The 23,535-nt window shown below is 64.9% G+C and carries 26 protein-coding genes and 1 riboswitch; of the genes, 9 read left to right on the top strand and 17 right to left on the bottom strand.

Annotated elements, in window-relative coordinates; all coding sequences use genetic code 11:
• The first annotated feature begins 2 nt into the window (after positions 1–2).
• Positions 3–653, top strand: a complete 651-nt coding sequence (locus AWY79_RS14900) for a class I SAM-dependent DNA methyltransferase (protein ID WP_066805673.1) — start codon at positions 3–5, stop codon at positions 651–653.
• A gap of 234 nt (positions 654–887) precedes the next feature.
• Here AWY79_RS14900 and AWY79_RS14895 read toward each other — a convergent pair whose 3' ends face one another.
• From AWY79_RS14895 to AWY79_RS14855, 10 genes are all read right to left on the bottom strand, one after another.
• Complete coding sequence (locus tag AWY79_RS14895; protein WP_066805670.1) at positions 888–1,682, bottom strand: sirohydrochlorin cobaltochelatase; 795 nt, start codon at positions 1,680–1,682, stop codon at positions 888–890.
• Positions 1,682–2,395, bottom strand: a complete 714-nt coding sequence (gene cobI, locus AWY79_RS14890) for a precorrin-2 C(20)-methyltransferase (protein ID WP_066805667.1) — start codon at positions 2,393–2,395, stop codon at positions 1,682–1,684. Before cobI ends, AWY79_RS14895 begins: the two co-directional genes overlap by 1 nt.
• A 59-nt stretch (positions 2,396–2,454) precedes the next feature.
• Entirely contained in the window at positions 2,455–3,357 is a 903-nt protein-coding gene (locus tag AWY79_RS14885; protein WP_066805664.1) for an ABC transporter substrate-binding protein, read from the bottom strand.
• Between the two features lie 11 nt (positions 3,358–3,368).
• Positions 3,369–4,142 carry an ABC transporter ATP-binding protein gene (locus AWY79_RS14880; RefSeq protein ID WP_066807271.1) on the bottom strand — a complete coding sequence of 258 codons (774 nt, stop codon included), beginning with the start codon at positions 4,140–4,142 and terminating at the stop codon, positions 3,369–3,371.
• Entirely contained in the window at positions 4,135–5,172 is a 1,038-nt protein-coding gene (locus AWY79_RS14875; protein ID WP_066805661.1) for a FecCD family ABC transporter permease, read from the bottom strand. Before AWY79_RS14875 ends, AWY79_RS14880 begins: the two co-directional genes overlap by 8 nt.
• 4 nt (positions 5,173–5,176) lie before the next feature.
• The gene (locus tag AWY79_RS14870; protein WP_066805658.1) at positions 5,177–6,148 is read right to left on the bottom strand and encodes a sirohydrochlorin cobaltochelatase; all 972 of its coding nucleotides are present in this window, start codon (positions 6,146–6,148) and stop codon (positions 5,177–5,179) included.
• Positions 6,149–6,272: 124 nt separating this feature from the next.
• Positions 6,273–6,450: riboswitch (cobalamin riboswitch) on the bottom strand.
• A gap of 13 nt (positions 6,451–6,463) precedes the next feature.
• Positions 6,464–8,131: a chemotaxis protein CheA gene (locus AWY79_RS14865; protein WP_066805654.1), complete on the bottom strand. Its 1,668-nt coding sequence runs from the start codon at positions 8,129–8,131 to the stop codon at positions 6,464–6,466.
• A 12-nt stretch (positions 8,132–8,143) separates the two neighbouring features.
• The gene (locus AWY79_RS19430; protein ID WP_233490933.1) at positions 8,144–8,584 is read right to left on the bottom strand and encodes a hypothetical protein; all 441 of its coding nucleotides are present in this window, start codon (positions 8,582–8,584) and stop codon (positions 8,144–8,146) included.
• Between the two features lie 2 nt (positions 8,585–8,586).
• The gene (locus AWY79_RS19425) at positions 8,587–8,871 is read right to left on the bottom strand and encodes an Hpt domain-containing protein (protein WP_233490932.1); all 285 of its coding nucleotides are present in this window, start codon (positions 8,869–8,871) and stop codon (positions 8,587–8,589) included.
• Positions 8,872–8,885: 14 nt separating this feature from the next.
• Positions 8,886–9,281, bottom strand: a complete 396-nt coding sequence (locus AWY79_RS14855) for a response regulator (protein WP_066805652.1) — start codon at positions 9,279–9,281, stop codon at positions 8,886–8,888.
• A gap of 187 nt (positions 9,282–9,468) precedes the next feature.
• On the opposite strand from AWY79_RS14855, the gene AWY79_RS14850 reads away from it, so the two are divergent.
• From AWY79_RS14850 to AWY79_RS14830, 5 genes are all read left to right on the top strand, one after another.
• Complete coding sequence (locus AWY79_RS14850) at positions 9,469–10,059, top strand: TrmH family RNA methyltransferase (RefSeq protein WP_066805649.1); 591 nt, start codon at positions 9,469–9,471, stop codon at positions 10,057–10,059.
• 10 nt (positions 10,060–10,069) lie between these two features.
• A complete protein-coding gene (locus tag AWY79_RS14845; protein WP_066805646.1) occupies positions 10,070–10,681 on the top strand; it encodes an L-threonylcarbamoyladenylate synthase in 612 nt (203 codons plus the stop codon).
• A gap of 495 nt (positions 10,682–11,176) precedes the next feature.
• Complete coding sequence (locus tag AWY79_RS14840) at positions 11,177–11,650, top strand: NUDIX domain-containing protein (protein WP_066805643.1); 474 nt, start codon at positions 11,177–11,179, stop codon at positions 11,648–11,650.
• Positions 11,651–11,720: 70 nt separating this feature from the next.
• Positions 11,721–12,728 (top strand): 4-hydroxythreonine-4-phosphate dehydrogenase PdxA, encoded by a 1,008-nt coding sequence (gene pdxA, locus AWY79_RS14835; RefSeq protein ID WP_066805640.1) that lies wholly within the window; start codon positions 11,721–11,723, stop codon positions 12,726–12,728.
• Positions 12,725–13,270 carry a D-glycero-alpha-D-manno-heptose-1,7-bisphosphate 7-phosphatase gene (locus AWY79_RS14830; protein ID WP_066805637.1) on the top strand — a complete coding sequence of 182 codons (546 nt, stop codon included), beginning with the start codon at positions 12,725–12,727 and terminating at the stop codon, positions 13,268–13,270. The genes pdxA and AWY79_RS14830 overlap by 4 nt, the downstream gene beginning before the upstream one ends.
• Before the next feature lie 355 nt (positions 13,271–13,625).
• Here the strand turns inward: AWY79_RS14830 and AWY79_RS14825 are convergent, their stop codons facing one another.
• From AWY79_RS14825 to AWY79_RS14800, 6 genes are read right to left on the bottom strand one after another with little or no spacing between them, the layout of a single operon-like run.
• Complete coding sequence (locus AWY79_RS14825; protein WP_066805634.1) at positions 13,626–14,429, bottom strand: tetratricopeptide repeat protein; 804 nt, start codon at positions 14,427–14,429, stop codon at positions 13,626–13,628.
• Positions 14,430–14,455: 26 nt separating this feature from the next.
• Positions 14,456–15,580, bottom strand: a complete 1,125-nt coding sequence (gene carA / locus AWY79_RS14820) for a glutamine-hydrolyzing carbamoyl-phosphate synthase small subunit (RefSeq protein ID WP_066805631.1) — start codon at positions 15,578–15,580, stop codon at positions 14,456–14,458.
• Positions 15,580–16,320, bottom strand: a complete 741-nt coding sequence (kdsB, locus tag AWY79_RS14815) for a 3-deoxy-manno-octulosonate cytidylyltransferase (protein ID WP_066805627.1) — start codon at positions 16,318–16,320, stop codon at positions 15,580–15,582. The genes carA and kdsB overlap by 1 nt, the downstream gene beginning before the upstream one ends.
• A gap of 24 nt (positions 16,321–16,344) precedes the next feature.
• Entirely contained in the window at positions 16,345–17,625 is a 1,281-nt protein-coding gene (locus AWY79_RS14810) for a 3-deoxy-D-manno-octulosonic acid transferase (RefSeq protein WP_066805624.1), read from the bottom strand.
• Entirely contained in the window at positions 17,626–18,537 is a 912-nt protein-coding gene (locus AWY79_RS14805) for a D-alanine--D-alanine ligase family protein (RefSeq protein ID WP_066805621.1), read from the bottom strand.
• The gene (locus tag AWY79_RS14800; RefSeq protein ID WP_078063896.1) at positions 18,503–19,144 is read right to left on the bottom strand and encodes an HD domain-containing protein; all 642 of its coding nucleotides are present in this window, start codon (positions 19,142–19,144) and stop codon (positions 18,503–18,505) included. The genes AWY79_RS14805 and AWY79_RS14800 overlap by 35 nt, the downstream gene beginning before the upstream one ends.
• A gap of 200 nt (positions 19,145–19,344) precedes the next feature.
• Between AWY79_RS14800 and AWY79_RS14795 the strand changes: the two genes are divergently transcribed.
• The 3 genes from AWY79_RS14795 (at position 19,345) to hypE (ending at position 22,263) form a co-directional block, all read left to right on the top strand.
• Positions 19,345–20,010, top strand: coding sequence for a hypothetical protein (locus AWY79_RS14795; protein WP_066805618.1), 666 nt, complete (start codon positions 19,345–19,347; stop codon positions 20,008–20,010).
• Positions 20,011–20,160: 150 nt separating this feature from the next.
• Positions 20,161–21,255 (top strand): hydrogenase formation protein HypD, encoded by a 1,095-nt coding sequence (hypD, locus tag AWY79_RS14790; RefSeq protein ID WP_066805615.1) that lies wholly within the window; start codon positions 20,161–20,163, stop codon positions 21,253–21,255.
• Between the two features lie 3 nt (positions 21,256–21,258).
• Positions 21,259–22,263, top strand: a complete 1,005-nt coding sequence (gene hypE / locus AWY79_RS14785; RefSeq protein WP_066805613.1) for a hydrogenase expression/formation protein HypE — start codon at positions 21,259–21,261, stop codon at positions 22,261–22,263.
• Positions 22,264–22,332: 69 nt separating this feature from the next.
• Here hypE and AWY79_RS14780 read toward each other — a convergent pair whose 3' ends face one another.
• Positions 22,333–23,403: an FmdE family protein gene (locus AWY79_RS14780; RefSeq protein ID WP_133987402.1), complete on the bottom strand. Its 1,071-nt coding sequence runs from the start codon at positions 23,401–23,403 to the stop codon at positions 22,333–22,335.
• Positions 23,404–23,535: the final 132 nt, after the last annotated feature.

Genomic DNA, 23,535 nt, shown 5'->3' with positions numbered 1-23,535 from the left:
GAATGGTTTCCGACAACAAGACACTGGACAAGGTTTACACCGCCGACAATCACAAGGATCTGATGGAGGCCTATGGCGATTGGGCCGAGAACTACGACGCCGACACCGTCGAGGCCTTCGGCTACGTGGCCCCCGAGATCACGGCCAGGGCGCTCGAGCGCGTGGTACCCGTCACTTCGGCGCGCATTCTGGACGCGGGCTGCGGCACCGGTCAGGTGGCCGAGGCGCTTCGGAGCAAGGGGTACGGCGATCTTCATGCCCTGGACTATTCTTCGGACATGCTCAAGGTCGCCGAGGAGAAGAAGGTCTACCGCAGCCTGAAGCAGGCGGACCTGAGCAAGCCCCTGGACATCGAGGACGACGCCTACGACGCCGTGGTCTGCGTCGGCACCCTGACCTACGGCCACGTTGACGCTGCGGCGTTTGACGAGCTCATCCGGGTCACCCGGCCCGACGGCCACATCTGCTTCACCATCCGCGAAGGCGCCTATGAGGACTACGGCTACCGCGACCGCATGATCGCCCTGGAACGGGCCGATGCCTGGGAGCTGGTCAGCATGGAGGACGCCGACTACCTCAGGAACGAGAACGTCGGCTGCAAGCTGTGCACCTACAAGGTGACGGCGGGCGGCAGCCCGGCTGTTCCGGCATGACCGCCGGACCACGGACGTGAGAAAGGGGCGGCAACGCCCCTTTTTTCATGGAGAAGCATTCTGGAATGGATTTCCCTCGGCCCAGGCCCCGCAAAGAGGCACGGCCGTCCGCTATCCCCAAAAACTCGCGCAGCGACACAATAAGTTTTGGAAGGATGAGGGGATGGGGGTTCGGGGGAAGGGGAGAAGGAAACCTTTCCCAAAAGGTTTCCTTCTCCCCTTCCCCCGTTTCCGCTAACAGCGGTTCAACCGCTTGAGGGCGTCGTGGAGATGGGTGAGCCAGATGTTGACCAACCGGTCGTATTCACCGGCCCCCTTGAGCAGGGCCTCGCATTGGATGCCCGCCTGTCCCAGCCGGGTCTTCCAGCTGGTTTCGGAATCGCCGACCATGTCGCGGGCGGCGTGCCAGCCCGCGCCGAACAGGAAGGGGAGCAGGTGGGCCTTTTTCACGCCGTCGGCCTTGAACCGCTCGATGACGGCGTCGATGCCCGGCTCGGCCTCCATGGCCCCCATGTGCACCGATGCGTCGCGCTTCTGGAAGGCGCGGTGCAGGGCCTCGTAGTAGACGTTGCCGTCGTGCTTGGTGCCGTGGCCCATGAACAGCACGGCGTCGTTCTCGCCCTTGACCTGTCGGGCGATGGACAGGACCACGTCGGCCACTTCCTCGACTCCGGCCTCGCCCGCCACCAGCGGGAACCCGACCTCCACGCGGCGGAATCCGTCCTCTCGCAGCATGGCCTCGTTGGCCAGGGCGAGGAGGTCGTGGAATTCGGTGCCGGGGATGATGTGCAGGGACTGGATGACCACGTGGGTGATGCCCTCGGAGAGCAGCTTGTCCAGGGCGGCCGGGACCGAGTCCACGTCCTCGCCCGCCTTCTTCATGTGTCCCCGGATGGTCTTGGAGGTGTAGGCCACGCGCACGGGCAGGTCCGGGTAGGCTTGCCCGACCCGTTCGGTGATGTGGGTCAGCGAGGCCGCCGCGTTCTTGTGGCGGGAGCCGAAGGCCGCCAGGACGATGGCGATGCGCATTACGCCTTGCTCCTCTTGACCAGGGCCAGGGAAAAGTAGTGGGGCTGCTTGGGGGCGTCCTTGATGTCCATGAGGATGGACTCCTCGTCCATGCCCAGGCGGGAGACCAGCACGGTGGTGTCGGCCAGCCGCAGCTTGGTCAGCAGGGCTCGTATCTCGTCGAAATTCTTGTACGCCTTGAGGATCACGGCATTGTCGGCGCTGTTCAGCTGCTCTTCCAGCCGGGCGGAGTCGGCCACGCCGGAGGTGATCAGCAGGGACTCCTTGGACTCGCACAGGACCAGGCCGATGCGCGCGGCGGCGGCATGGAAGGAGGTGATGCCCGGCACGGCGCGGAGCTTCAGGTCCGGGTTCATGGAGAGCAGGGTGCGCTGGAGGTAGCCGTAGGTGGAGTAGGTCAGGGGGTCGCCCAGGGTCAGGAAGGCGGCGTTTTGGCCCGCGTCCAGGACTTCGGCCACGGCTTTCGCGTTGGCGCGCCACGCGGTTTCCAGGGCGTCCTCGTCCTTGGTCATGGGGAAGCCGAGCTGGACGATGCGCACGCCGTCCTTGAGGTGCGGCCTGGCGATGGCGTAGGCCGTGGAATAGTCGTTCTTGGTGGAGGCGGCGGCAAAGATCACGTCCACCTCGCCGAGGATGCGGACGGCCTTGAGAGTGAGCAGTTCCGGGTCGCCGGGGCCGACCCCGATGCCGTAAAGAGTGCCTTTCTTGGTCACGTTGGATTCCCGTATGGTTTTTCGTCGGTAGCCGACTGTGTCTGTTTTCGCCCCGAGCGTCAACTTGCGGTCGGGTGGAGCAGCCGGAACACGGTGTCTATGCCCTGGAGCAGCCGCATGGTCGGCCTGGAGACGAGGCGTTCGTCCACCAGGAAGACGTTGCGCGACAGGACCGCCTTGATGCGCGAGGCGGCGGGCGCGTTCACGATGTCCGGCACCGAGACCTCGTTCATGGTTCCGTGCTGGGCCAGATAGACGTCGATCCGGTCGCCATGGTTCAGGACCCGTTCCATGCCGTAGTCCGCGATGTTGGTCCCGTGCCGGGGCCGGGCGTCGGCGGCCATGTTCCTGCCGCCCGCCTTGTCCAGCACGAAGAGCGGCATGGAGCCGGGCGAAAAGGTGGCGTACTTGGAGTGGATGGATTCGAAGAAGACGCCGGGACGGTCGTCGTCCGGCAGGGAGGCGAGGCGATCCTCGGCCCGTCGCACCCCGTCCTGAAAGTCCTCGATCATGTATTCGGCCTTTGTCTCGCGTCCGGTCAGCAGCCCCAGGGCGCGCCAATAGGCGTACATGGCCTCCACGGTGTCGGGCTGCAGGGCGACCACGGCGACGCCGCGCTTCCGGAGCGCCTTCCACAGCCCAGCGTAGGCCCGCATGTGCATGGGCCGGATGAGGATCAGGTCCGGCTCGGCGGCCAGGAACTTTTCCACCCCGTCGCGGGAGTTGAAGGACGGCTTGGCCGTGGCGGCCAGGGGGTAGTCCTCGCTTGTGGACACGCCCACGATCTCCTCGTCCAGGCCGAGGCCGAAGAGGTTTTCGGTGTGCGCGCCGTACAGGGAGATGATGCGGGTGAACGGCCGGTCGAAGGTTACGGTATGGCCGGTGTCGTCGGTCAGGGTGTGGGCGTGGGCCGTGGTGCACAAAAGCAGCGTGAAGACGATGGTGAACAGAATGCGTTTCAAGTCGGAATTCCTTAAAGATAGGCTAGGTGCGGTCCGCTTTCCGTGTTCAGGATGGCGGCGCGGACGCCGAAGACCGCGTGGATGTTTTCCGGGGTGAGCGTCCGGGAAACGTTGCCATAGGCGTGAACGGTCCCTTTGTCCAGCATGAACAGGAAATCGCAGTTCCGGGCGGCCAGGTTCAGGTCGTGGAGCACGGTCACCACGGTGCGGCCCTCCTCGCGGGCCAGGCGGGCCAGCTCGGCCATGGTCGCCATGGCGTAGCGGATGTCCATGGCCGAGGTCGGCTCGTCCAGGAGCAGGGCCGGGGCGTCCTGTGCCAGCCCTCTGGCCACGGCGGTCCGCTGGCGCTCGCCCCCGGACAGGGCGGCCAGTGGACGGTCGCGCAGCTCGCCCAGCTCCATGGCGGCCAGGGCGTGCTCCACGCGGGCGAGGTCTGTGTCAGCGGGCCGGGCGAACCGGGGGATGTGCGGATGGCGGCCCATGAGCACGGCCTCGTAGACCGTGAACGGGAAATTCGGCGCGCTTTCCTGGGCGACCAGGGCGCAGAGCCGGGCGAATTCGCCGGGCGGGTAGGCGGCCACGCTCCTGTGGTTCAGCGTTACGGTCCCCTGCGAGGGCGCGAGGTGCCCGGCCAGGAGGTGGAGCAGGGTGGATTTGCCGCTGCCGTTGGGGCCGATGATGCCGTACAGCCGTCCCGGCGCCAGGGCGATGTCCAGCCCGTGGAGCACGGGCCGCGCGCCGTAGGCGAAGGAGACCCCGGACAGGGCGAACCCGGCGTTATCCACGATGCCCCCCACGGCTGCGGGCAAAGATCCAGCAGAAGACCGGGCCGCCGATGAGCGCGGTGAGCACGCCGATGGGTACCTCGTGGGGCAGCAGGGCGCGGGAGCCGGTGTCGGCCAGGAGCAGGAGGATGGCCCCGCCCAGGCCCGAGGCGGGCAGCAGCCAGCGGTTGTCCGGCCCGACCAGGTACCGCATGAGGTGCGGGACGATGAGGCCCACGAAGCCGATGACCCCGCTCACAGCCACGCAGACCGCGCTGACCAGGGAGGCGGTGACCAGGAGGATGACGCGCACGGTCCCGGTGTCCACCCCCAGGCTGCGCGCGGGGCGGGCGCCGAGGCTCATGACGTTCAGGTCGCGGGCGAGGAACAGGCAGACGAGGAGCCCGAACAGGGCGGCCGGGCCGGTCAGGGCGGCGTCGCTCCAGGTGCGGCCCACGAAGCTGCCCATGAGCCAGAAGACGATGACCGAGACGCGCTCGTCGGCCAGGTATTTGATGAAGCTGATGCCCGCCGAGAGGATGGCCGAGACGATGACGCCGGCCAGGATCAGGGAGCCGGGGGAAAAATCGGTGTCGCGCCCGGCCAGGGCCAGGACGGCCAGCAGGGTGGCCCCGGCGCCGGCGAAGGCCAGGACCAGCAGGGTGGCCGGGCCGAACAGGGAGACCCCCAGGAGCAGGGCCAGGGCCGCGCCGAAGGCCGCGCCCGAGGACACGCCCAGGGTGAACGGATCGGCCAGGGGGTTGAGCAGCAGCCCCTGGAAGACCGCGCCCGCCATGGCCAGGCCGAACCCCACGGACAGGCTGGTCAGGATGCGCGGCAGCCGGATGTCCAGGAGCACGTCCGCCTTGAGCGGATCGATGGACTGCGCCGCTCCCCGCGCCCCGTCCAGCAGGGCGGACACCACCTCCGACGGGGAGATGGCGATGAAACCCATGCCGCAGGCGATCACCGCCAGCCCGGCCAGGGTCGCGGCCAGGAGGAGGATGGTCAGCCCCTTGCGGGCGGGGGTGCGGGGAGCGGCGTCCTTCATTGCCTTACTTGCCCGTCCCTTGGGCCAGGGCGTCGGCGAGATGGTCCACGTACAGGTCGGCCCAGCCGTCCACCATGCCCAGGCCGCGCAGGTCGATGATCACGGAGTAGCCAGCCTTTTCGAGCATGACCTTCCACGAGTCGTCCTCGTCCCCGGCCATGTCGTTGGAGGCGTGGTCGCCGGCCACGATCATGAACGGCTTGAGCAGGACCTTCTTCTTGCCGGACGCGGCCAGGAGCGCGGCCATGTCGTCAAAGGCGGGATAGCCCTCCACGCAGCCGATGAAGATGGGGTAGCCGTATTCGGCCCGGAGGGTCTTCTGGAATTCCGCGTAGATGCCCGTCGAGAAGAAGTCGTTGCCGTGGCCCATGTAGACCAGGGCCGCGTCTTCCTTGCGCGCGTGCTCCACGTCGCCCTTGAGGACCTTGGCCGCCTTCTCCATGTCCTGGACGTAGGGGTAGGCCTCGCCGGGCTGGCCCAGGGCCGGGCGTCCCACCACGAGACGGGCGAACGGGGTGTATTTGGCCTTGAGGGAGCGGATGGACCGCAGACCGCCCACCAGGGTGAGCAGGTCGTGGTATTCCTCGCCCGCAAAGACGTGCAGGGACTGCACGGCGACGTCGCGGTAGCCGTCGTTCTGCAGGTCAGCGATGGTCGCCAGGGGATGCTTGACGTAGAGGATCTCGGCGGGGATGTCCGCGTTGGCTTTCCGCCATGCCGCGTCTCCCTGGCGTTCCTGCCATATCTTGCGGATGATGTTGGAGGTGAAGGCCAGGCGGACCGGCACGCCGGGGTGCGCCTTTTCCACCTTGGCCTTGATGTTCAGGATGGATTTGACCGCTTCGGGGTATGAGGTCCCGAAGGCGGCCAGGACGATGGCCTGCCTGACCGGCCCTTCGTCGTGATGTCCGGCCAGGGCCGGTGTGGCCAGCAGCAAGGCCAGCAGCAGGAAAACGGAGGTTCTGACGAACGTCATGCTTTTCTCCAAAAAAGAGGGCGGGTAGGGAAAAGAAAAGCCCCTTCCTCATCGATTTCTGAGGAAGGGGGCCCGTATTCTCCCTTCTATACCATGGCGGCAAGCCCACGTACCACCGCGGCAAGTCCTGAGATCGCATCAGGCAGGTCTTCCGGCTGGTCCCTCCCGCTTCCGCCTTCCCAGGGTTTCCCCCAGTGGCATGAGTGGCAGCGGTTCGACAGGACGTCACGGCGGCGGGTCCGCTCCCGATTCGCACGGGATTCCCTATTGAGTCATAGGACACCTGATCGAACGAACCTATGCCCTGGCTTTGGGTTATGTCAAGGAAGCCTGTGCCGACTGGGCGATGCGCTCCTGGAATTGCTGGATCATCTCCTCGGCGTCGATGACCAGGGCGTCGGATTCGCCCATCATGCCGTAACCGAGGATGGGGATGTGGAAAATCTGTTCCACCGGGACCGTGAAGCCGGTGATGACCACCTGCTGCTGGCGAAGGACCTCGTCCACCAGGATCGCGCCCTTGTAGTCGCCCACCCGGACCACGATGGCCTGGGCCATCTCGATGTTGTCGATCTCCGGGGTCAGTTCCAGGAGGTCGGCCAGCCGGAGCAGGGAGTGGATCTCGCCGCGCACGTCCACGGTCTCGCGGCCGTCGGGCAGCTGGACCACGTCGTTGTGCCTGGGCATGTAGATCTCCACCACGTCGCGGCTGGGCATGATGAAGGTGTCGCCGCCGACCTTGCAGACCAGGGCGTCCACGATGCCCTCGTTGGCCGAGCGGTCCAGGGGGATGATGATGGTGAAGGCCGCGCCCTTGCCCAGCTCGCTTTCGATCTCCACGTCGCCGTCCAGGGTGACCTTGATGGCGTTGACCACGGCGTCCATGCCCACGCCTCGGCCGGACACGTCGGTGATCTTCTCGGCGGTGGAGAAACCGCTCTGGAGCACGAACTGGAGAATCTCGGAGGTCTCGTATTCCTTGTCCGGCTCGGCCAGCCCCTTTTCCAGGGCCTTGGCCAGGATGCGGTCCGGGTCCAGCCCGCGTCCGTCGTCCCGGACCTGGATGAACGCGCTGTCGCCCTTGCGCCAGGCGGACAGGGTCACGGTGCCGGTCTCGGACTTGCCCGCGGCCTTGCGCCCCTCGGGGTCTTCCAGGCCGTGGTCCACGGCGTTGCGCAGCAGGTGGACCAGCGGTTCGTTCAGGGATTCCACGATGGTCTTGTCCAGGGCCAGGTCGTCGCCCTTGACGTCGAAGTCGAGCTTCTTGCCGATCTTCTGGCTGAGGCTCTTCACCAGCCGGTGCATGGGCATGAAAATCTGCTTGAGCGGCACCAGCCGGATGGCATTGACCTCCTGCTGGAGACGGCTGATGACGTTGTCCAGCTCGCGCAGGCTGGAGGCCATCTGGCTCATGTTGGTGGCCCCGCCCTGGGCGATGACCGCGTAGGTGACCATGAGCTTGCCCACCAGTTCGATGACCCGGTCGAGACGGTCGGTGGCCACGCGGATGGAGGCGATGGCCGAGGTCGACGTCTTGGTCTCGGGCCTGGCGTCCGCCTTGCCCTTGTCCTCATCCTCGTCCGCCTTGGCTTCCGGGGCTTCCTCCTCGGGCTCGGCCTCGGCGGTGGGCGGCTCCTCGAATGCCTTGGCCGCGTCTTCCTCGGATTCCTCGACCACTGGCGTCGAGGGCGCCTTCTTGATCTTGGCCAGGGCGTCGGCGCTGCCCGCCAGCAGCCCGCCCAGGGCGAAGAAGAACTTCTTGTGCGCCTCGCAGATGCCGAGCATGGCGGAGACGATGTCGTTGTTGACCGGGGTGATGCCGTCCTTGAGCATGTCGAGCAGGGCCACGACCCCGGCGGAAGAGAGCTGCATGCACGACAGGCCGAGCGCGTCGACCGCCTGCTCGACCCCCTGGCCGGTGGCATCCACCTCGAGGATCTGCTTCTCTATGTCCTCGATGCACTGGATGATGCTGTCCTGCATGTATGTTTCCCCTTACTGTCTCGTGAAATAGGTTTCTTCGTCGGTGTAGACGGAGATGGTCTTGTCAAAGCCCCAACCGATCAGGGTCTGGCGGGCGTCCGGAGAAACGCCGCAGGCCGCGATCTTGAAGGTGATGCCCATGCTGGCGATGGCGGCCCAGGCCCCGGACCCGAAGGTCAGGACCCTGGACAGGTCCAGGAGGATGTCGTCGCCGGGCTCGACGAACAGGATGGCCGAGACGATGGGCTTGAAATGGCCCTCCAGGTGGACGCGCGGGTCCTTGACCCGGATGATGGTCACGCCGTCCCGGTTTTCCACGTCCACGCCCGCGCCGAGCGCCTCGTCGGCCACCTGTCCGGTGGCGGACGCCTCGCGGATCAGCTCCAGGACCTCTTCCTGCTCCTCGGTGTCCAGGCTGCCCTCGCGGAGCTGCTCCAGGACCTGGAAGATCATGTTCACCCCGCGCGCGAGAGCAGGGTTACGTTGTCGCCGGTGGACTCCACCTCGCCGGACTGGACCTTCTTCAGGAAGTCTTCGATCTTGTGGGTGAAGTGGGAGGCCTCCTCGAAGCCGGCCATGAAGCCGGTGACGCCCTTGATGGTGTGCAGCGGCCTGGCGAGAATCTCGATGCCCTCCTCGATGTCGGCGGCTTCAAGCTTCTCCAGCCCCTCCATCACCTGGGGGTAGTACTTGTCGTTCACCTCGGAGAAGAATTCTTCGACCATGGGATCTTCGCTCATGACGTCTCCCTTGTTTACTTGTGCAGGAGACCGAGCTTTTCCAACTCGGCGTAGAGCTTGTCCTTGGCGACCGGCTTGACGATGTAGGCCGAGGCCTCGCCGTCGTAGAACGTCTTGAGCACGGTTTGCGGGTCGTCTAGGGCCGTTGTCATGATGACCTTGGCCCGGGGCTTGTACCCGTTTTCCGACTCGATGTTCCGGATTTTCTGCAGCGCCTCGATCCCGTCCACCTCGGGCATCATGATGTCCATGAGGATGAGGTCGTAGGGCCGCTTTTCGGCATGCCCCAGTTTGAAGGCTTCAACCGCTTCCCGGCCGTTGACCACGATGTCCACCTCGAACAGTGTCAGCAGGAACGACCGCAATACCTTGCGGCTCAGGAATTCGTCTTCGACAATCAGTGCACGCATTTCGCTCTCCGAGTTCTTGCTCAGAATAAGAGTGTTTCGACCATTCTTTTCCTATATAAAATAAAAAAATGTCAACATGATGATGTTATTTTATAATTCCTTGGCAAAAGAATTCGGCGCACTTTCCGGAGTGGCTCCGCCGGTCAACGGGGTTGCCAAAGCTTCCCATAATGGATACCAACCCCGCATGCCCAGACAGATTACTGAAGAAAGGAAAGAGCGTATAAACAAGGTCTTGTCCAGACGGCAGAAGGATTTGACCCTGGTGATGGACAACATATGGGACCCGCACAACGTGTCGGCGGTGTTGAGAAGTTGCGACGCTTTCGGCGTGGCCGGGGTGCATTTGTACTACACCGACTCCCAGTGGCCCGACCTGGGGAAAAAGACCTCGGCCTCGGCCAAGAAGTGGATCGCCCGCACCGAGCACACCGATGCGGCGGCCATGGTCGGCGACCTGAGGGCCCAGGGGATGCAGATCCTGCGCACCGGTTTTTCGGAGCGCGCGCGTCGGGTCATGGACGTGGACTTCACCCGGCCCACGGCGATCATCCTCAGCAACGAGCACCGGGGGACCTCCCCGGAACTGGCCGAGCTGGTCCCGGACGAAATTTACATCCCCATGCAGGGGATGGTTCAGAGCTTCAATGTCTCGGTGGCCGCGGCCATCATATTGTATCAGGCGTTCATCCAGCGTGACAAAGCCGGTATGTACGACGTTCCGACCTTTTCCGGGGAGGAACTGGATCGGCTTAAAACGGAATGGTATACGAGGTAAGGAGGCTGTCATGCAAAGTTTGCTCAAGGCCCTGCGTTCCGAAGGCATTGTCATATATCCCACCGAAACACTCTACGCCCTGGGGTGCGACGCGACCAGCGCCACGGCGTGCGCCCGGGTGGCCAAGGTCAAGGTCCGCACAGAGGAACGGCCGCTGCCCCTGATCATCGGCGGGCTGGACATGCTCGACCTGGTCACGGACGAACAACCCAAGCACCTGCGGGAGCTGGCGTCGGCGTTCTGGCCCGGCCCCCTGTCCATACTCGTCAAGGCGTTGCCGTCGCTCCCGGCCTGGCTGTCGGACGCGGAGGGCTACACCTCGGTCCGCTGGTCCGGCCATCCCTTCGCCTCGGAGCTGTCCCGGCGGCTGAAGCATCCCATCGTGGCGACCAGCGCCAACCTGTCGGGCAAGCCCCCGGCGGCCCTGCCCGAAGACATCGACCCCGACCTGCTCAAGCTGGTGGACGAGACCTATTTCGACCCGCCGTGGCCGCGCGGCCACCTGCCTTCCACCGTGGTCCGCATGCTCGGCTCCAGCAAGCTGGAGGTCATCCGCGAGGGAGAGGTGTCCATCAAGAAGCTCTGCGACAAGGGATATTCCGTGGCCGTGCGCAACGGCTAGCCCCTTCCCCGGTGGGCGGGTCAAAAATCTTGAACCCGAATACACCGGAAATGGAGCTTTCCTCGATTCCGGTAAAAAATCCTGTACCCCTTTCGGGGTGCGGGGTTTTTTCTTTTGTCAGAGGTTTTTCTCAACTTACTGAAATAATTGTGTAAAAAAATATTCATCACTTTTATCCGTCGTTTGGCACGAGCGTTGCTACATAGAAAGCATCCTTCTTCCTTTTTTTGCACACGAGAATACAAGGCTTCACCGGATGGTCCGATGAAGCCTTTCTCGTATGGTTTATCCAAGAAATATATATCCAATTATTACGAACTGTTGTTGGTTTTCATTTCCACCGGAGCGGTGCCGGGGATCCCCTGCCTGCGGGTTCGGGCGGGGGAGGGCGGTTCCGGAGGCGGGTAAAAAAATCCGTACCCGGCCCGATCCGGGTTTGACTTGGGGACCGCGATTGGGAAGAGTCGGCTTACGACAAAAACAAGGGAGCGAGCCATGGGCAAGATTCGGGCCTGTCCCCACTGCGGCGGGGAGATAGAGGTCTACCGTAACCCCACGCCCACCGTGGACGTGGTCATCGTCATGGACTGTCCCGGCGGGGGCGAGGGCGTGGTGCTCATCGAGCGGGCCAACCCGCCGCTCGGCTGGGCGCTGCCCGGCGGGTTCGTGGATTACGGCGAATCCTGCGAGCGGGCGGCCGTGCGCGAGATGCGGGAGGAGACCGGCCTGGACGTAAACCTGACCGGCCTGCTCGGCGTCTACTCCGACCCGGACCGCGATCCCCGGCAGCACACCATGAGCGTGGTCTACACCGGCAAACCCGAGGACCCGTCCAGGCTGGCCGCCGGAGACGACGCGGCCAAGGCCAGGGTCTTCCCCATGGGCCGGTGGCCGGACCTGGTCTTCGACCATGCGAAAATACTTGCCGACTTCCTGGCCCTGCGGGAGCGGGCCGGATGTCCGGATTGACTTGCGCCGGGGCCGAAGGTAGCCTCCCCGGACGCGATTTTCCAACCACCGAACGCTAGGTGACACGACTATGCGAACCCTGTGCATCACCCTGGGCGACCCCTGCGGCCTCGGCCCGGAGCTGGTGGCCCGACATTTCCTCGAAAACCCCGCCGACAAGGACCGGATGCTGGTCATCGGCCCGGTCTCGGCCATGGACCGCGAGCTGGACCGCATGGGCGCGGACCGGTTCTTCACCGTGCTCGACGACCCCACGCAAGTGGCCGACGGCGGGCCGGGCGTCTACCTGTATGAGCCGGAGCTGCTGCGGACCATCAGTTTTCCTCCCGGCCACGCGTGCAGCCAGGGCGGGCTGGCCGCCGGAGAGAGCCTGGACCTGGCCGTGGAGGTCCTGCAATCCGGCCTGGCCCAAGGGCTGCTGACCTGCCCCCTGAACAAGGCCATGCTCCACGCCGCCGGGTTCGACTTCCCCGGACATACCGAATTCCTCGCCGACAAGCTGGGCGTGGGCCGCGACAACGTGTGCATGCACCTCTGCGGCCACGACCCGGATGACCCCTCGCCCAAGCTGCGTGTCAGCCTGGTCACCACCCACCCGCGCCTGCGCGACGTGCCGGACCTGGTCACCGGCGAGCGCATCCTGCACTGCCTGCGGCTGACCACCGAGTTCGTGCGTACCCTCGGCCTGGCCGGCCCGGTGGGCGTGTGCGGCCTCAACCCTCACGCCGGGGAGTCCGGGCGTATCGGCGACGAGGAGATCACCACCATCATCCCGGCCCTGGAACGGGCCAAGGCCGACGGCATGGATGTGGCCGGTCCCATTCCCGGCGACACCATTTTCCACTTCGCGGCCAAGGGACGCTATCCCGCCGTGCTCGCCATGTACCACGACCAGGGACTGGCCCCGCTCAAGCTGCTCCACTTCAGCCGCGCCGTGAACGTGACCCTCGGCCTGCCGTACCCGCGCACCTCGCCGGACCACGGCACGGGCTACGACCTGGTGGGCAAGGGCGAGGCCTCCATCCACAGCTTCCAGGCCGCTCTCGACCTGCTCCAAAAACTGGTGGGCCGACAGTGAGCGACTTCAAGCGCTATGTCCTGCTCGACAGGGACGGGACCATCATCAAGGACAAGCACTACCTTCACGACCCCGAAGGCGTGGAACTCCTGCCCCAGGCCGTCGAGGGCCTCAAGCGCATCCTGGGCATGGGGTTCGGCCTGGCCGTGCTGACCAACCAGAGCGGCATCGGGCGCGGCTACTACACCGAGGAGGACGTCCACGCCTGCAACGCGCGCATGGTCGAGCTCCTCGAAGCCGAAGGCGTGACCATCGACGGCGTGTTCTTCTGCCCGCACGAGCCGGAAGCGGACTGCGACTGCCGCAAGCCCGCCCCGGGCCTCATGCTCCGGGCCGCCGAGGAACTCGACTTCAACCCCGCCCAGAGCTTCATGATCGGCGACAAGCGGGCCGACATGGGACTGGGCCGGAATACCGGGGCCACCACCATCCTCGTGCGCACCGGCAAAGGGGCCAAGGAAGAACCGGACTGCGCCGACCTCACCGACCACGCCTGCGACGACCTCTTCGCCGCCGCCCTGTTCATCGAGAGCAGAGCGTAGGAGGAGGATGCCTCCGGCGGCCAGGGGGGAAGGGGAAGAGGGAAACCCTTTGAGAAAAGGGTTTCCCTCTTCCCCTTCCCCCCTGGACCCCCCAACCCCATCTCCCTTCCCAAACTTTTTGGGTCGCTTCGCGAGGTTTGGGGGGCCAGGGAAGACGTGCTGTTTCTCGTTTTATTCAAGACCAACAGCGCACGACAAAGCGCGTCCGCACGGACTTGCCGAAGGCACACAAAAAGCTTTGAAAGGGGAGTCCAGAGGGGGAAACTTTCTCGAAAGTTTCCCCCTCTGGCCGCCGGAGGCAAATAAAAAGGGGCCCTCCGTCAGGAGGGCCCCTTTTTATTGATTTGCATCTCGACTACTCGGCCATTTTCTTTTGGGCGAATTTGAGCATTTTGGCGGCTTCGGCGAAGTTGGGGTTGATCGCCACGGCATTTTTGGCGGAGTTGGCCATTTTGGCCCATTTGCGCCAGTCGTAGTAGAGTCGGCCGATGTTGTAGTGCAGGTATTCGTCCTGGGAGGTGAGGGTCAGGGCCTTGAGGTAGTATTTCTCGGCGGTCTCGTAGTCCTGCATCTTGCGCAGGACCATGCCGATGCGGTTGTACAGGTGGATGGCGTTGGGATCGTCGCGCAGGGCGTCGTCCAGCATGGAGTAGGCTTCCTTGTACCGGCCCGCGTTGAGATAGCGGTCGGCGATGTCCGCCTTGAGTTCCGTGTCGCCGCCAAAGGTCTTGACCAACTGGTCGAAGACGTCCTTGGCCTTGTCCCACTCGCCCGCGTCGAGGTGCGCCTGGCCCTGTTCAAGGGCCTCGCGCTTCTGGGCGGCGATGGCTTCCAGGTCGCCCTGGACCTCTTCGTTCAGGGCCTTTTGCAGTTCCTGGAGCAGCTCGCGCATGGCGTCGAGGAGCTTGCGTTCCTGGCCGGGTTCATAGCTGATGACCAGGGGGTATATCTTGCGCAGTTCCTTGTCCGAGTTGAGGACGTAGGTGACTTTCTGGAGGATGTCCTCGAATTCGTCGCGCTCGTTTTTCATGACCTGGTTCTTGAGAAACAGGATGAGGCCGTCGTGCACGGCCTGGACTGCGGGCATGTACTTGCCCTGTTTCAGCAGCGTAGCGATGGAATTCAGCTTTTTGCGCGACTTTATGAGATCGGTGGACATGGGTCGTTCCTGGCTGTGGTTCGGTGCTATATCCCTGTGCTTTCCCGGACCATATCACGAAAGCGCGCGAAGAAATAGCGGCTGTCGTGGGGGCCGGGCCCGGCTTCCGGATGGTGCTGGATGGCCAGTATGGGCTTTTCCCGGTGGCGGAAGCCTTCCAGGGTGTTGTCGTTGAGATTCATGTGGGTCTTTTCCAGGAAGTTCAGTCCTTCGATGTCCACGCAGAAGCCGTGGTTCTGGGAGGAGATTTCGATCTTCTCGGTCTGGAGGTCGATGACCGGGTGGTTGCAGCCGTGGTGGCCGAACTTGAGCTTGTAGGTGGTGCCGCCGAGCGCCAGGCCGAGGATCTGGTGGCCCAGGCAGATACCCGCCACGGGATAGTCCCCGCACAGGTCCTTGGCCGCGTCCACGGCGGTGGTCACGGCGGCGGGATCGCCGGGGCCGTTGGACAGGAACACGGCGTCCGCGCCGAGTTCGCGCACCTGGGCCGCGGTATAGTGGGAGGGCAGGACGATCATGTCGAAGCCCTGCGCTTCCAGCAGCCGCAGGATGTTCCACTTGATGCCGAAATCGTAGACCGCGAGCTTGGGGCCGGTCCCTTTCCAGGCGAAGTCCTTCATGTCGTCGAGGAACACGGGCTTCTTGCCGTCCCAGGTGTAGGGCTTGTCGCAGGACACCCGGTCGGCAAGGTTCAGGCCTTCCATGTTCTCGATGGCGCGGGCCTTTTCGACCAGCTCGGCGGGATCGACGTCGCCGGTGGCCATGAAGCCGCGCTGGGCGCCGTTGATGCGCAGGTGGCGGGTCAGGGCGCGGGTGTCGATGCCCTCGATGCCCATGACGCCGACCTGGGTCAGGTATTCGGGCAGGGACATGACGGACCGCCAGTTGCTCGGCCTCTTGCAGCATTCCTTGACGATGAAGCCGCCCACCTGGACCTTCTCGGACTCCACGTCGTCGGGGTTGACGCCGTAGTTGCCGATCAGGGGGTAGGTCATGGTGACCATCTGCCCGACGTAGGACGGGTCGGTCAGGATCTCCTGGTATCCGGCCATGCCGGTGTTGAAGATGACCTCGCCGGAGGCCTCGCCCTCGCCGGTGAAGCTCGTTCCCTTGAAAATTGTGCCGTCTTCGAGGGCAAGAATCGCTTTCATCAATGGTTCTCCAGAATGGTCTTGACCTTGACCAGGTCCTCGGGTCTGTCCACTCCGTGGCAGACGTGGTTCGTCTCGGTCACGTAAATATCGATGCCGTCTTCGAGCAGACGGAGCTGTTCCAGTTTTTCCCGCTGCTCCAGGGGGCTGGGGTCCAGTTCGCCGAACCGTTCCAGGGCCTCCATGCGGAAGGCGTAGAGCCCGATGTGCAGCAGAAATCCGTGCACCTTCTCGTCGCGGTCGAAGGGCACCAGCGAGCGCGAGAAGTAGAGCGCGCGTCCGTCGGCCGCCCGGACCACCTTGACGCGGTCCGGCGACTGGGCCTCTTCCAGGCCTATGGCCGTGGCCAGGGTCGAGACCCGGACGCGGGGGGCGGCGAAGGGCTGCACCAGCTCGGTGAGCATGTCCGGTTCCAGGCACGGCTCGTCACCCTGGATGTTAACCACTACCGCGTCGGAGTCAATGGACAGGGCGCGCGCGGCCTCGAGCACCCTGTCGGTGCCGCTGCTGTGGTCCTTCCGGGTCATGACCACCGGGACGTCCAGTTTCCGGGCCGCGTCGAGGATTCGCTCGTCGTCGGTGGCCAGGGTGACGCTGGTCATGTGGGGACAGGCGCGGGCCCGCGAGTAGACGTGCCAGAACATGGGCTTGCCGCCGATCTCGACCAGGGGCTTGCCCGGAAACCGCGAGGAATCGTACCTGGCGGGGATGATGCCGTGACATTCAGGGAACGCGCTCATTGCTACCGTGTTGCGTATTTAATCCTATTTGAGGAAATCGGCAACCTGTTTGGAGACCGCTTCCGCGCCGCCCCGGCGGTCTCTGATGTACTGTTTCGCGGCTGCGGCCACGTCCTTGCGGGCGGGCGGCCCGTCGATAATTTTAATCAGTGATTCCAGGGCTTCGCGCCAATCCTTGGCCTCCACGGCCAGGCCGGACGCAAGGATATCCCTGCCCACCCAGGCGAAATTCTTCCAGTGCGGGCCGGTGACCGGGGTCACGCCGCTGGTCAGCGGCTCCAGGAAATTCTGCCCGCCCAGGGGGGCCAGGCTGCCACCCACGAAGGCGGCCGTGGCCAGTCCGTAGGCCGGGACCAGCTCGCCGAAGGAGTCCCACAGGACCACCGTGCCGGGAGCGGCGGGCCCGGTCAGCCGGGAGCGCAGGGTCCAGTTCAGGCCGGCGCCCTCCACGCCCTTCCGCCACAGGTCCATGTGGTGCATGTGCCGGGGGAACAGACCGAGCACCGTGCCGGACCGTTTGCTCATCAGCCCTTTGGCCAGGAGGATCGCGTCGTGTTCCTCCTCCTTGCGTACCGAGCCGAAGACCACGAACGGGGCGCGCGCGGGGATCAGGTCCCGGAGCGGGTTGGACGCGCGGGGCATGGGCGAGGCGTCGCCCATGCGGTCGAACTTGATGTTCGGCATGATCCACACCCGGTCGCGGCCGAACAGGGTGCCGAACCGTCGCCCGTCGGTCTCGGACACGGCCATGATCCGGTCCGGTGCCAGGGCGCGGAACAGGCCGGGCCAGGCGAGGTAACCGCCCAGGGATTTGGTGGACATGCGCCCGTTGGCCAGGAGCACGGGTACGCCCTGGCGCTTGCAGGCGTGCAGGAAGCCGGGCCAGATCTCGGTCTCCAGGATCACGGCCAGCCTGGGGCGCACCCGGGCGGCCATGCGGCGCATGAGGTTTGGTTCGTCAAAGGGGAAATACCAGGGTTGGACCGCCAGCCCGTTCTTGCGGCCGTTGATCTCCTCGGCGGCGCGAAGCAGGGTCTGGAAGCCCTGGAGGGTGTTGGTGGTGGTCAGCACACGCAGGCTGCGGGACCACGGGGATTCGAGGTGCTTGAGAACCTCCCAGGCCAGGTACGCCTCGCCCCCGCTGGCCGCCTGAATCCACAGGTCCGCCGGGGCGGGTTCGCCCTCGGACAGGGTGCGCTGGCTCCACCCCTCCTTGAGCCGGGAATTGTACTTCAGCAGGGGCAGGGCCGCCTTCCAGGCCAGCCCGTAGGCGGCCAGGGCCATGTCCACGGCGGATTTCCCCATCTAGGCCGCCCGTTCCAGACCGAGCCGAATCAGCTCCGCGATCAGGTTGGTGAAGGAGTAGCCCACGTGGGCCGCGGCCCGGGGCAGCAGGCTGGTGGGGGTCATGCCGGGCAGGGTGTTGACCTCCAGCAGGTAGGTCGCGCCGTCGCGGGTGGCGATGAAGTCGCCCCGGCTGTAGCCGGTCAGCCCCAGGGCGGCGTGGGCCGTGAGCATCTGCTCCTGGATGGAGCGGCTCAGTTCCTCGTCCACCGGGGCCGGGCAGATCTCCTCGGCCCCGTTCTCGGCGTACTTGTTCTCGTAGTCGAAGAAATCCGAGCCGTCGCGCGGGGTGATCATGATCAGCGGCAGGGGGGTGTTGCCCAGGATGCCGCAGGTCAGCTCCACGCCGGGGATGAAGGATTCGACCAGGGCGGACTGGCACATGGCGAAGACCTTGTCCAGGGCCGCCGGAAAGTCCTCGGCGCGGCGCACCAGGGACATGCCCAGGGAGGAGCCGCCCTTGTCCGGCTTGACGAACACGGGCAGCGGAAGTTCGAGCGCGGTGTCCCGCCCCTGGGTGGGGGTGACGAGCTGCCAGTCCGGGGTCTTGATGCCGTGGGCCTCGAAGACCTCCTTGGCCGCAGCCTTGTTCAGGGCCAGGTAGGAGGGACCGGCGCCCGCGCCCTGGTAGGGGCAGCCCGCCTTGTCCAGGACCGCCTGGATCAGCCCGTCCTCGCCGGGGGTTCCGTGGAGGTTGATGAAGGCGAAGTCGGCTCCCCTGGCCACGGCGAGCAGGTTCTTGAAGTCGTCCGCGGGGTCGAAAAAGGTGACGTCGTGGCCCAGTTCATCCAGGGCGGCGCGGATCTTCCGCGCGCCGGACAGGGAGACGTCCCGCTCGTCAGACCAGCCGCCCGCTATCAAAATCACATGCATTGAGGTCTACCTCTAGGGTCTGGGATAACAATTCTTCGAGCTGCAGGGCCTGGTTCTCGGTGGCGTTGATGCGGTCCTGGAGGTTCATGGGAATCCCGTACCGCTTGATGAGGTCCTGGAACCGCTCCCGGATGGAGACCAGCTCGTTGTGGTTCACCCGCTTGTCCGCATAGAGCACGGCCAGGGGTGTGAAATATCTGTCTAGGTCCAGCGGGAAGGGCCACCAGACGTGGTGGGTCACGCCAGTGGCGATGACCGGATTGCCTGTCAGCTCGGCTACCCACGCCCCGCCCAGCTGGCTGTGGTTGCCCCCGTGGCGGATGGAATAGGTCTTGGCCAGGTCGTGGAGCAGGGCAGAGGCGCGCACCGTGGGGACGTCCACCTCAAGGCCCACGGCCTGCGCCCTGCGGGCCAGGAAGGTGGCAACCCCGGCCACCAGGCGGCTGTGCGCGGCCACGTTGTCCAGCATGTCGAACCGCTCCCAGTACTCGAAACACCGGGCGTCGTCCGGCGCGGGGCGGCTCGGATCGAAGCGGGCCGCAGGCGGCAGGGGCAGCCCGGCCCCGTGCTGTCCGTCGGTTTTGGGTGGATTCTTTTCGGCTGGCATGGCTCGCGTGCGCTGGCGCGTCTGGTTGATAGGGTGCTCCAATGCATCCGATGGCTTCCATCTACCAGCAGGCCCGGAAAAAATAAAGTCGGATCAGGGGTCAAAGGAGAATGCCGGGTGGAGGCGAGCAAAGTTTTTAGTCGGTGGCGCAACGTGCTGCCATGTGCTATGCAAGGCATACTGGGAGGAATCATGTAGTCATGTTGTTCCTGCAATTCGTGTTTATTCTGGCCGGCGGAGCGGTCGCCTGGATGGCGCTCCTCATGTGGCGCGCCGACAGCAGGGAGCCGTTGCCCGGCGTGACGCTGTGGATCGTCGGGTTCACGGCCGTCGGGGCGGCCTCGGCAGCCAGCGGCGTCGCCTACTGGGTGGGCGACTGGGCCAGAGGATTCGCCAGCCATTTGTTGCTGACGGGCGGCATGGGACTGGTCTGGCTGGGCATCCGGCTGTTTCTCCACGGAAGGGTGGGGCTGCTGGTCTTTCTCTTTGTCGGTGGGCTCCTGATCGGCGAGTGCGTGGGAATCTATTGGTTCTTCTTCGTCCGGGAGAGTTACCAGGAACGGCTGACCATCACCTGCGTGACCTTGCTCCTGCTGTCCATGAGCATGGCCATGAACCTGTTCTACGCCCAGCTCGGCGAGCGGGCCGTGACCGCCGCCGGGTTGTGCTATTGCCTCTTCGCCCTGCTCAACGGCCTGCGGACCATCACCATCCTGATCAACCCCGACAACCTGCGCTATTTCCTGTCCGGGGGCGTGTCTTCCGTGGTGACCGTGCTCATGGTCGTGTCCCTGATCGCGGCCCAGGCCGCCCACCTGCGCATGATCCACGACGCCCGGCTGGAGGATGCGGAAGAGCCCGAGTAAAGGATTTCGAGCGGTTGTGCCTTGCATGGACCCGTCGACCGGCCACCTGGCCATGCGGCGGGTTTTTCATTTGCCCACATCTTTCAGAAGGTATATGACAATCGCTAACCTCTTGAACCCGGCCCTGCCGTCAGCCCAAAGGATTGTGTTTTGAGCTTCGAATTGTTGGAAAAATTCCGTGATCCGGCTCTCTGCCGGAAGATTCTCGATAAGATGGAATCCGAACTGGACAGGGAGCTTCGCTTCATGGAGGTCTGCGGCACCCACACCGTGGCCATCTTCCAGTCCGGCCTGCGCTCCCTGCTGCCCGAACGCATCGTCCACCTGTCCGGCCCCGGATGCCCGGTCTGCGTGACCCATGAGTCCGAGGTCAACGCCTTCCTGGACCTGGCCGGTCGCGACAAGGTCATCATGGCCACCTTCGGCGACCTCATGCGCGTGCCCGGCAATAAGGGAAGGAACCTCAAGAAGGCCGTGGCCGACGGCGCGCGGGTCAAGGTGGTCTATTCCCCCTTCGACACCCTCAAGCTGGCCAAGGAGAACCCGGACGACCTGGTGGTCTTCATCGGCGTGGGGTTCGAGACCACGGCCCCGACCATTGCCGGGACCATGATGATGGCCCGCCAGCAGGGGATCACCAACCTGCGCATCCTCTGCTTCCACAAGACCGTTCCCCCGGCGCTCGACGCGCTCCTGGCCGACACCGCCATCAACATCGACGGCTTCATCCTGCCCGGCCACGTCTCGGCCATCATCGGCGTGGAGCCGTACCGGTTCATCGCCGAGAAGTACGGCAAGTCCGCCGTGGTCACCGGGTTCGAGCCGCTGGACATCCTCCAGTCCCTGAACCAGATGATCGAGTGGCGAAACAAGGGCGAGGCGCACGTCAGCAACAACTACACGCGCATCGTGGGCGAAAACGGCAATCCCAAGGCCATGGAAGTCATGTACCAGGTGTTCGAGCCCACCGACGCCCTGTGGCGCGGCCTGGGCATGATCCCCGGCTCCGGCCTGGAGATCCGGCCCGAGTGGGAACAGTTCGACGCCAAGAAGGAATTCGGCATCACCATCGAGGAAGGCCCGGCCCTGGCGGGCTGCAAGTGCGGCGACATCCTCAAGGGCGTCAAGCAGCCCGACGAGTGTCCGCTCTTCGGCAAGGCGTGCACCCCGGCCAACCCGGTCGGCCCGTGCATGGTCTCCACCGAGGGGTCCTGCGCCGCCTACTACAAATACAAACTGGATTAGAATATGTCTGACAAGGTGTTACTCGACTACGGCAGCGGCGGCCGCGCTTCCCAGCGCCTGATTTCCGACCTTTTCCTGAAATATCTCGGCAACGACGAACTGGACCGGCTGAACGACGCGGCGGTCCTGAACCTGTCCGGCAGGATCGCCATGTCCACCGACTCCTTCACCGTGGACCCGATCTTCTTTCCCGGCGGCGACATCGGATCGCTGGCCGTGCACGGCACGGTCAACGACGTGGCCATGATGGGCGCGGTGCCGCGCTACATCACCTGCGGCTACATCATCGAGGAAGGGCTGCCCATGGCCGACCTGGAGCGGATCGTCAAATCCATGGGCGAGGCCGCCGAGCACGCCGGGGTCAAGGTCGTCACCGGCGATACCAAGGTCGTGCCCAAGGGGGCCTGCGACAAGATTTTCATCAACACCACCGGCATCGGCGAGATCATCGTCGACCCGACCCCGAGCGGCGACGCGGCCAGGGTAGGGGACGCGGTGCTCATCTCCGGCACCGTGGGCGATCACGGCCTGACCGTGCTCGGCACCCGCGAGGGGCTGGACTTCGAGGCCAAGGTTCAGTCCGACTCCGCCGCGCTCAACCACCTGCTGGTCAAGCTCGTGCGCGAGCTGCCCGAGGTCCACGTCCTGCGCGATCCCACGCGCGGCGGCCTGGCCACCACCCTGAACGAGATCACCAAGAGCTCCAATGTCTGTTGCGAGCTGGTGGAGAACGACATCCCGGTGCGGCCCGAGGTCCGGGGCGGCTGCTCCATCCTCGGCCTGGACCCGCTCTACCTGGCCAACGAGGGCAAGTTCCTGTGCGTGCTGCCCGGCGAATACGCGGACAAGGCCCTTGAAATCATGCGCGCCGACCCGCTGGGCAAGGACGCCAAACACATCGGCACCATGACCGACGCCAACCCCGGCAAGGTCGTGCTGGTCACCCAGCTGGGCGGCAAGCGGCTGCTCGGCATGCTCGAAGGCGAACAGCTCCCCCGCATCTGCTAGACGCGGCGGTCCACATGTTGAACAGGGAAGCCCCGGTCGTCGACCGGGGCTTCTTTTTTTTGGCGCGGTCTATTGGATGGCGGCGTAGGGATCGGCGCCGCCGTTCTGGATGGCCGCGGCCAGTGAGGCAGGGCCGTGGAGTTCCCGCAGGACCTTGATGTAGGCCAGCTTTTCCTCAAGGGGCATCTGCGCCAGTTTCCAGGACATCTTGACGCGGGAGATGAAGAAGAGCGGATTGGATTTGCCGCCCTTGGGGCTGCGGTCCGCGGCGGTGACGCCGGTGGCCTTTTCGGATGCGCTCCAGTCGAAGCCCAGCACCAGGCCGTCGCAGGCGTCCTTCTTGGCGTTGACGCGCAGGGCGATGATCGAGGGCGCGACCCCGTCCACGGCGTTCCGCTTGGCGGCCTCGGGCACGTACATGCTGAACGCGCCGCTCTTGCCCACGGTGGCACCGTATACGGACTGGAGGGCATCCATGGCGCACATGGACGGCGCGCCGATGAACACGTACCGGTCGCCCGGCCCCAGGGGCAGGTTCTTGTCCAGATACCCCTTGGCGATGAACCCGGCGTTCAGGCCGGGACAGAAGTGGTCGTGCAGTTCCGCGCCCTTGAGCATGCGCCAGTCCGCGCCCGCGGACCAGGCCAGGGTGATGGACGCCACGGTGAACAGGCGCGGCCCCAAGGGACCCTTGGCGGTCTCGCCCCAGACCTCGGGCCGGAAGATGCTCTCGGGCCGGATGTCCAGGGTCTGGGTGGCGTAGGTGGTGCCGGTGAGCTTCAGGTACTCGAGCTGGCCGGTGTCCCGGTTGCACAGGGCGAACCACAGGGGCTCGCTGCACGGCGTGTCCACGGCCAGCAGGGTGCGGGTGCCGGGCGTCCGGCCCGTGGTCTCCCCGATCACGTCCAGGTAGGCCTCGGTGGACGCGCCTTCGGCCTCGCCGTAGCCCGCGTTGGTCATGGCCAGGAACCCCTCGGTGTCCGGGGTTACCTTCAACCGGGCCATGGCGTTTTGGAGTTCCGTACCCGCTGTTTTCATGCCCGGAGTCCAGGCCGGGCCGAAATCCGCCCCGTAGCCCAGGCCCGCCCCGCACAAGAGCAGCACCAGGGCCGCCGCAAGAGATTTCATCGCAAGTTTCATACTGTTTGCCTCCATAATAATTTTAGATTCGTATACAGATGAAGTATACGAAAACAAAATTAGTAACAATAGAGAAATGGAGTGCGTGGTCATCGAAAGGATGGGGCAAGAGGCCGGGCCAGTCCTGTCCTT

Origin of the sequence: Pseudodesulfovibrio indicus (genome assembly GCF_001563225.1) — a bacterium.
Lineage (GTDB): Bacteria > Desulfobacterota > Desulfovibrionia > Desulfovibrionales > Desulfovibrionaceae > Pseudodesulfovibrio > Pseudodesulfovibrio indicus.
This window is presented reverse-complemented; position numbering and strand designations above follow the sequence as displayed.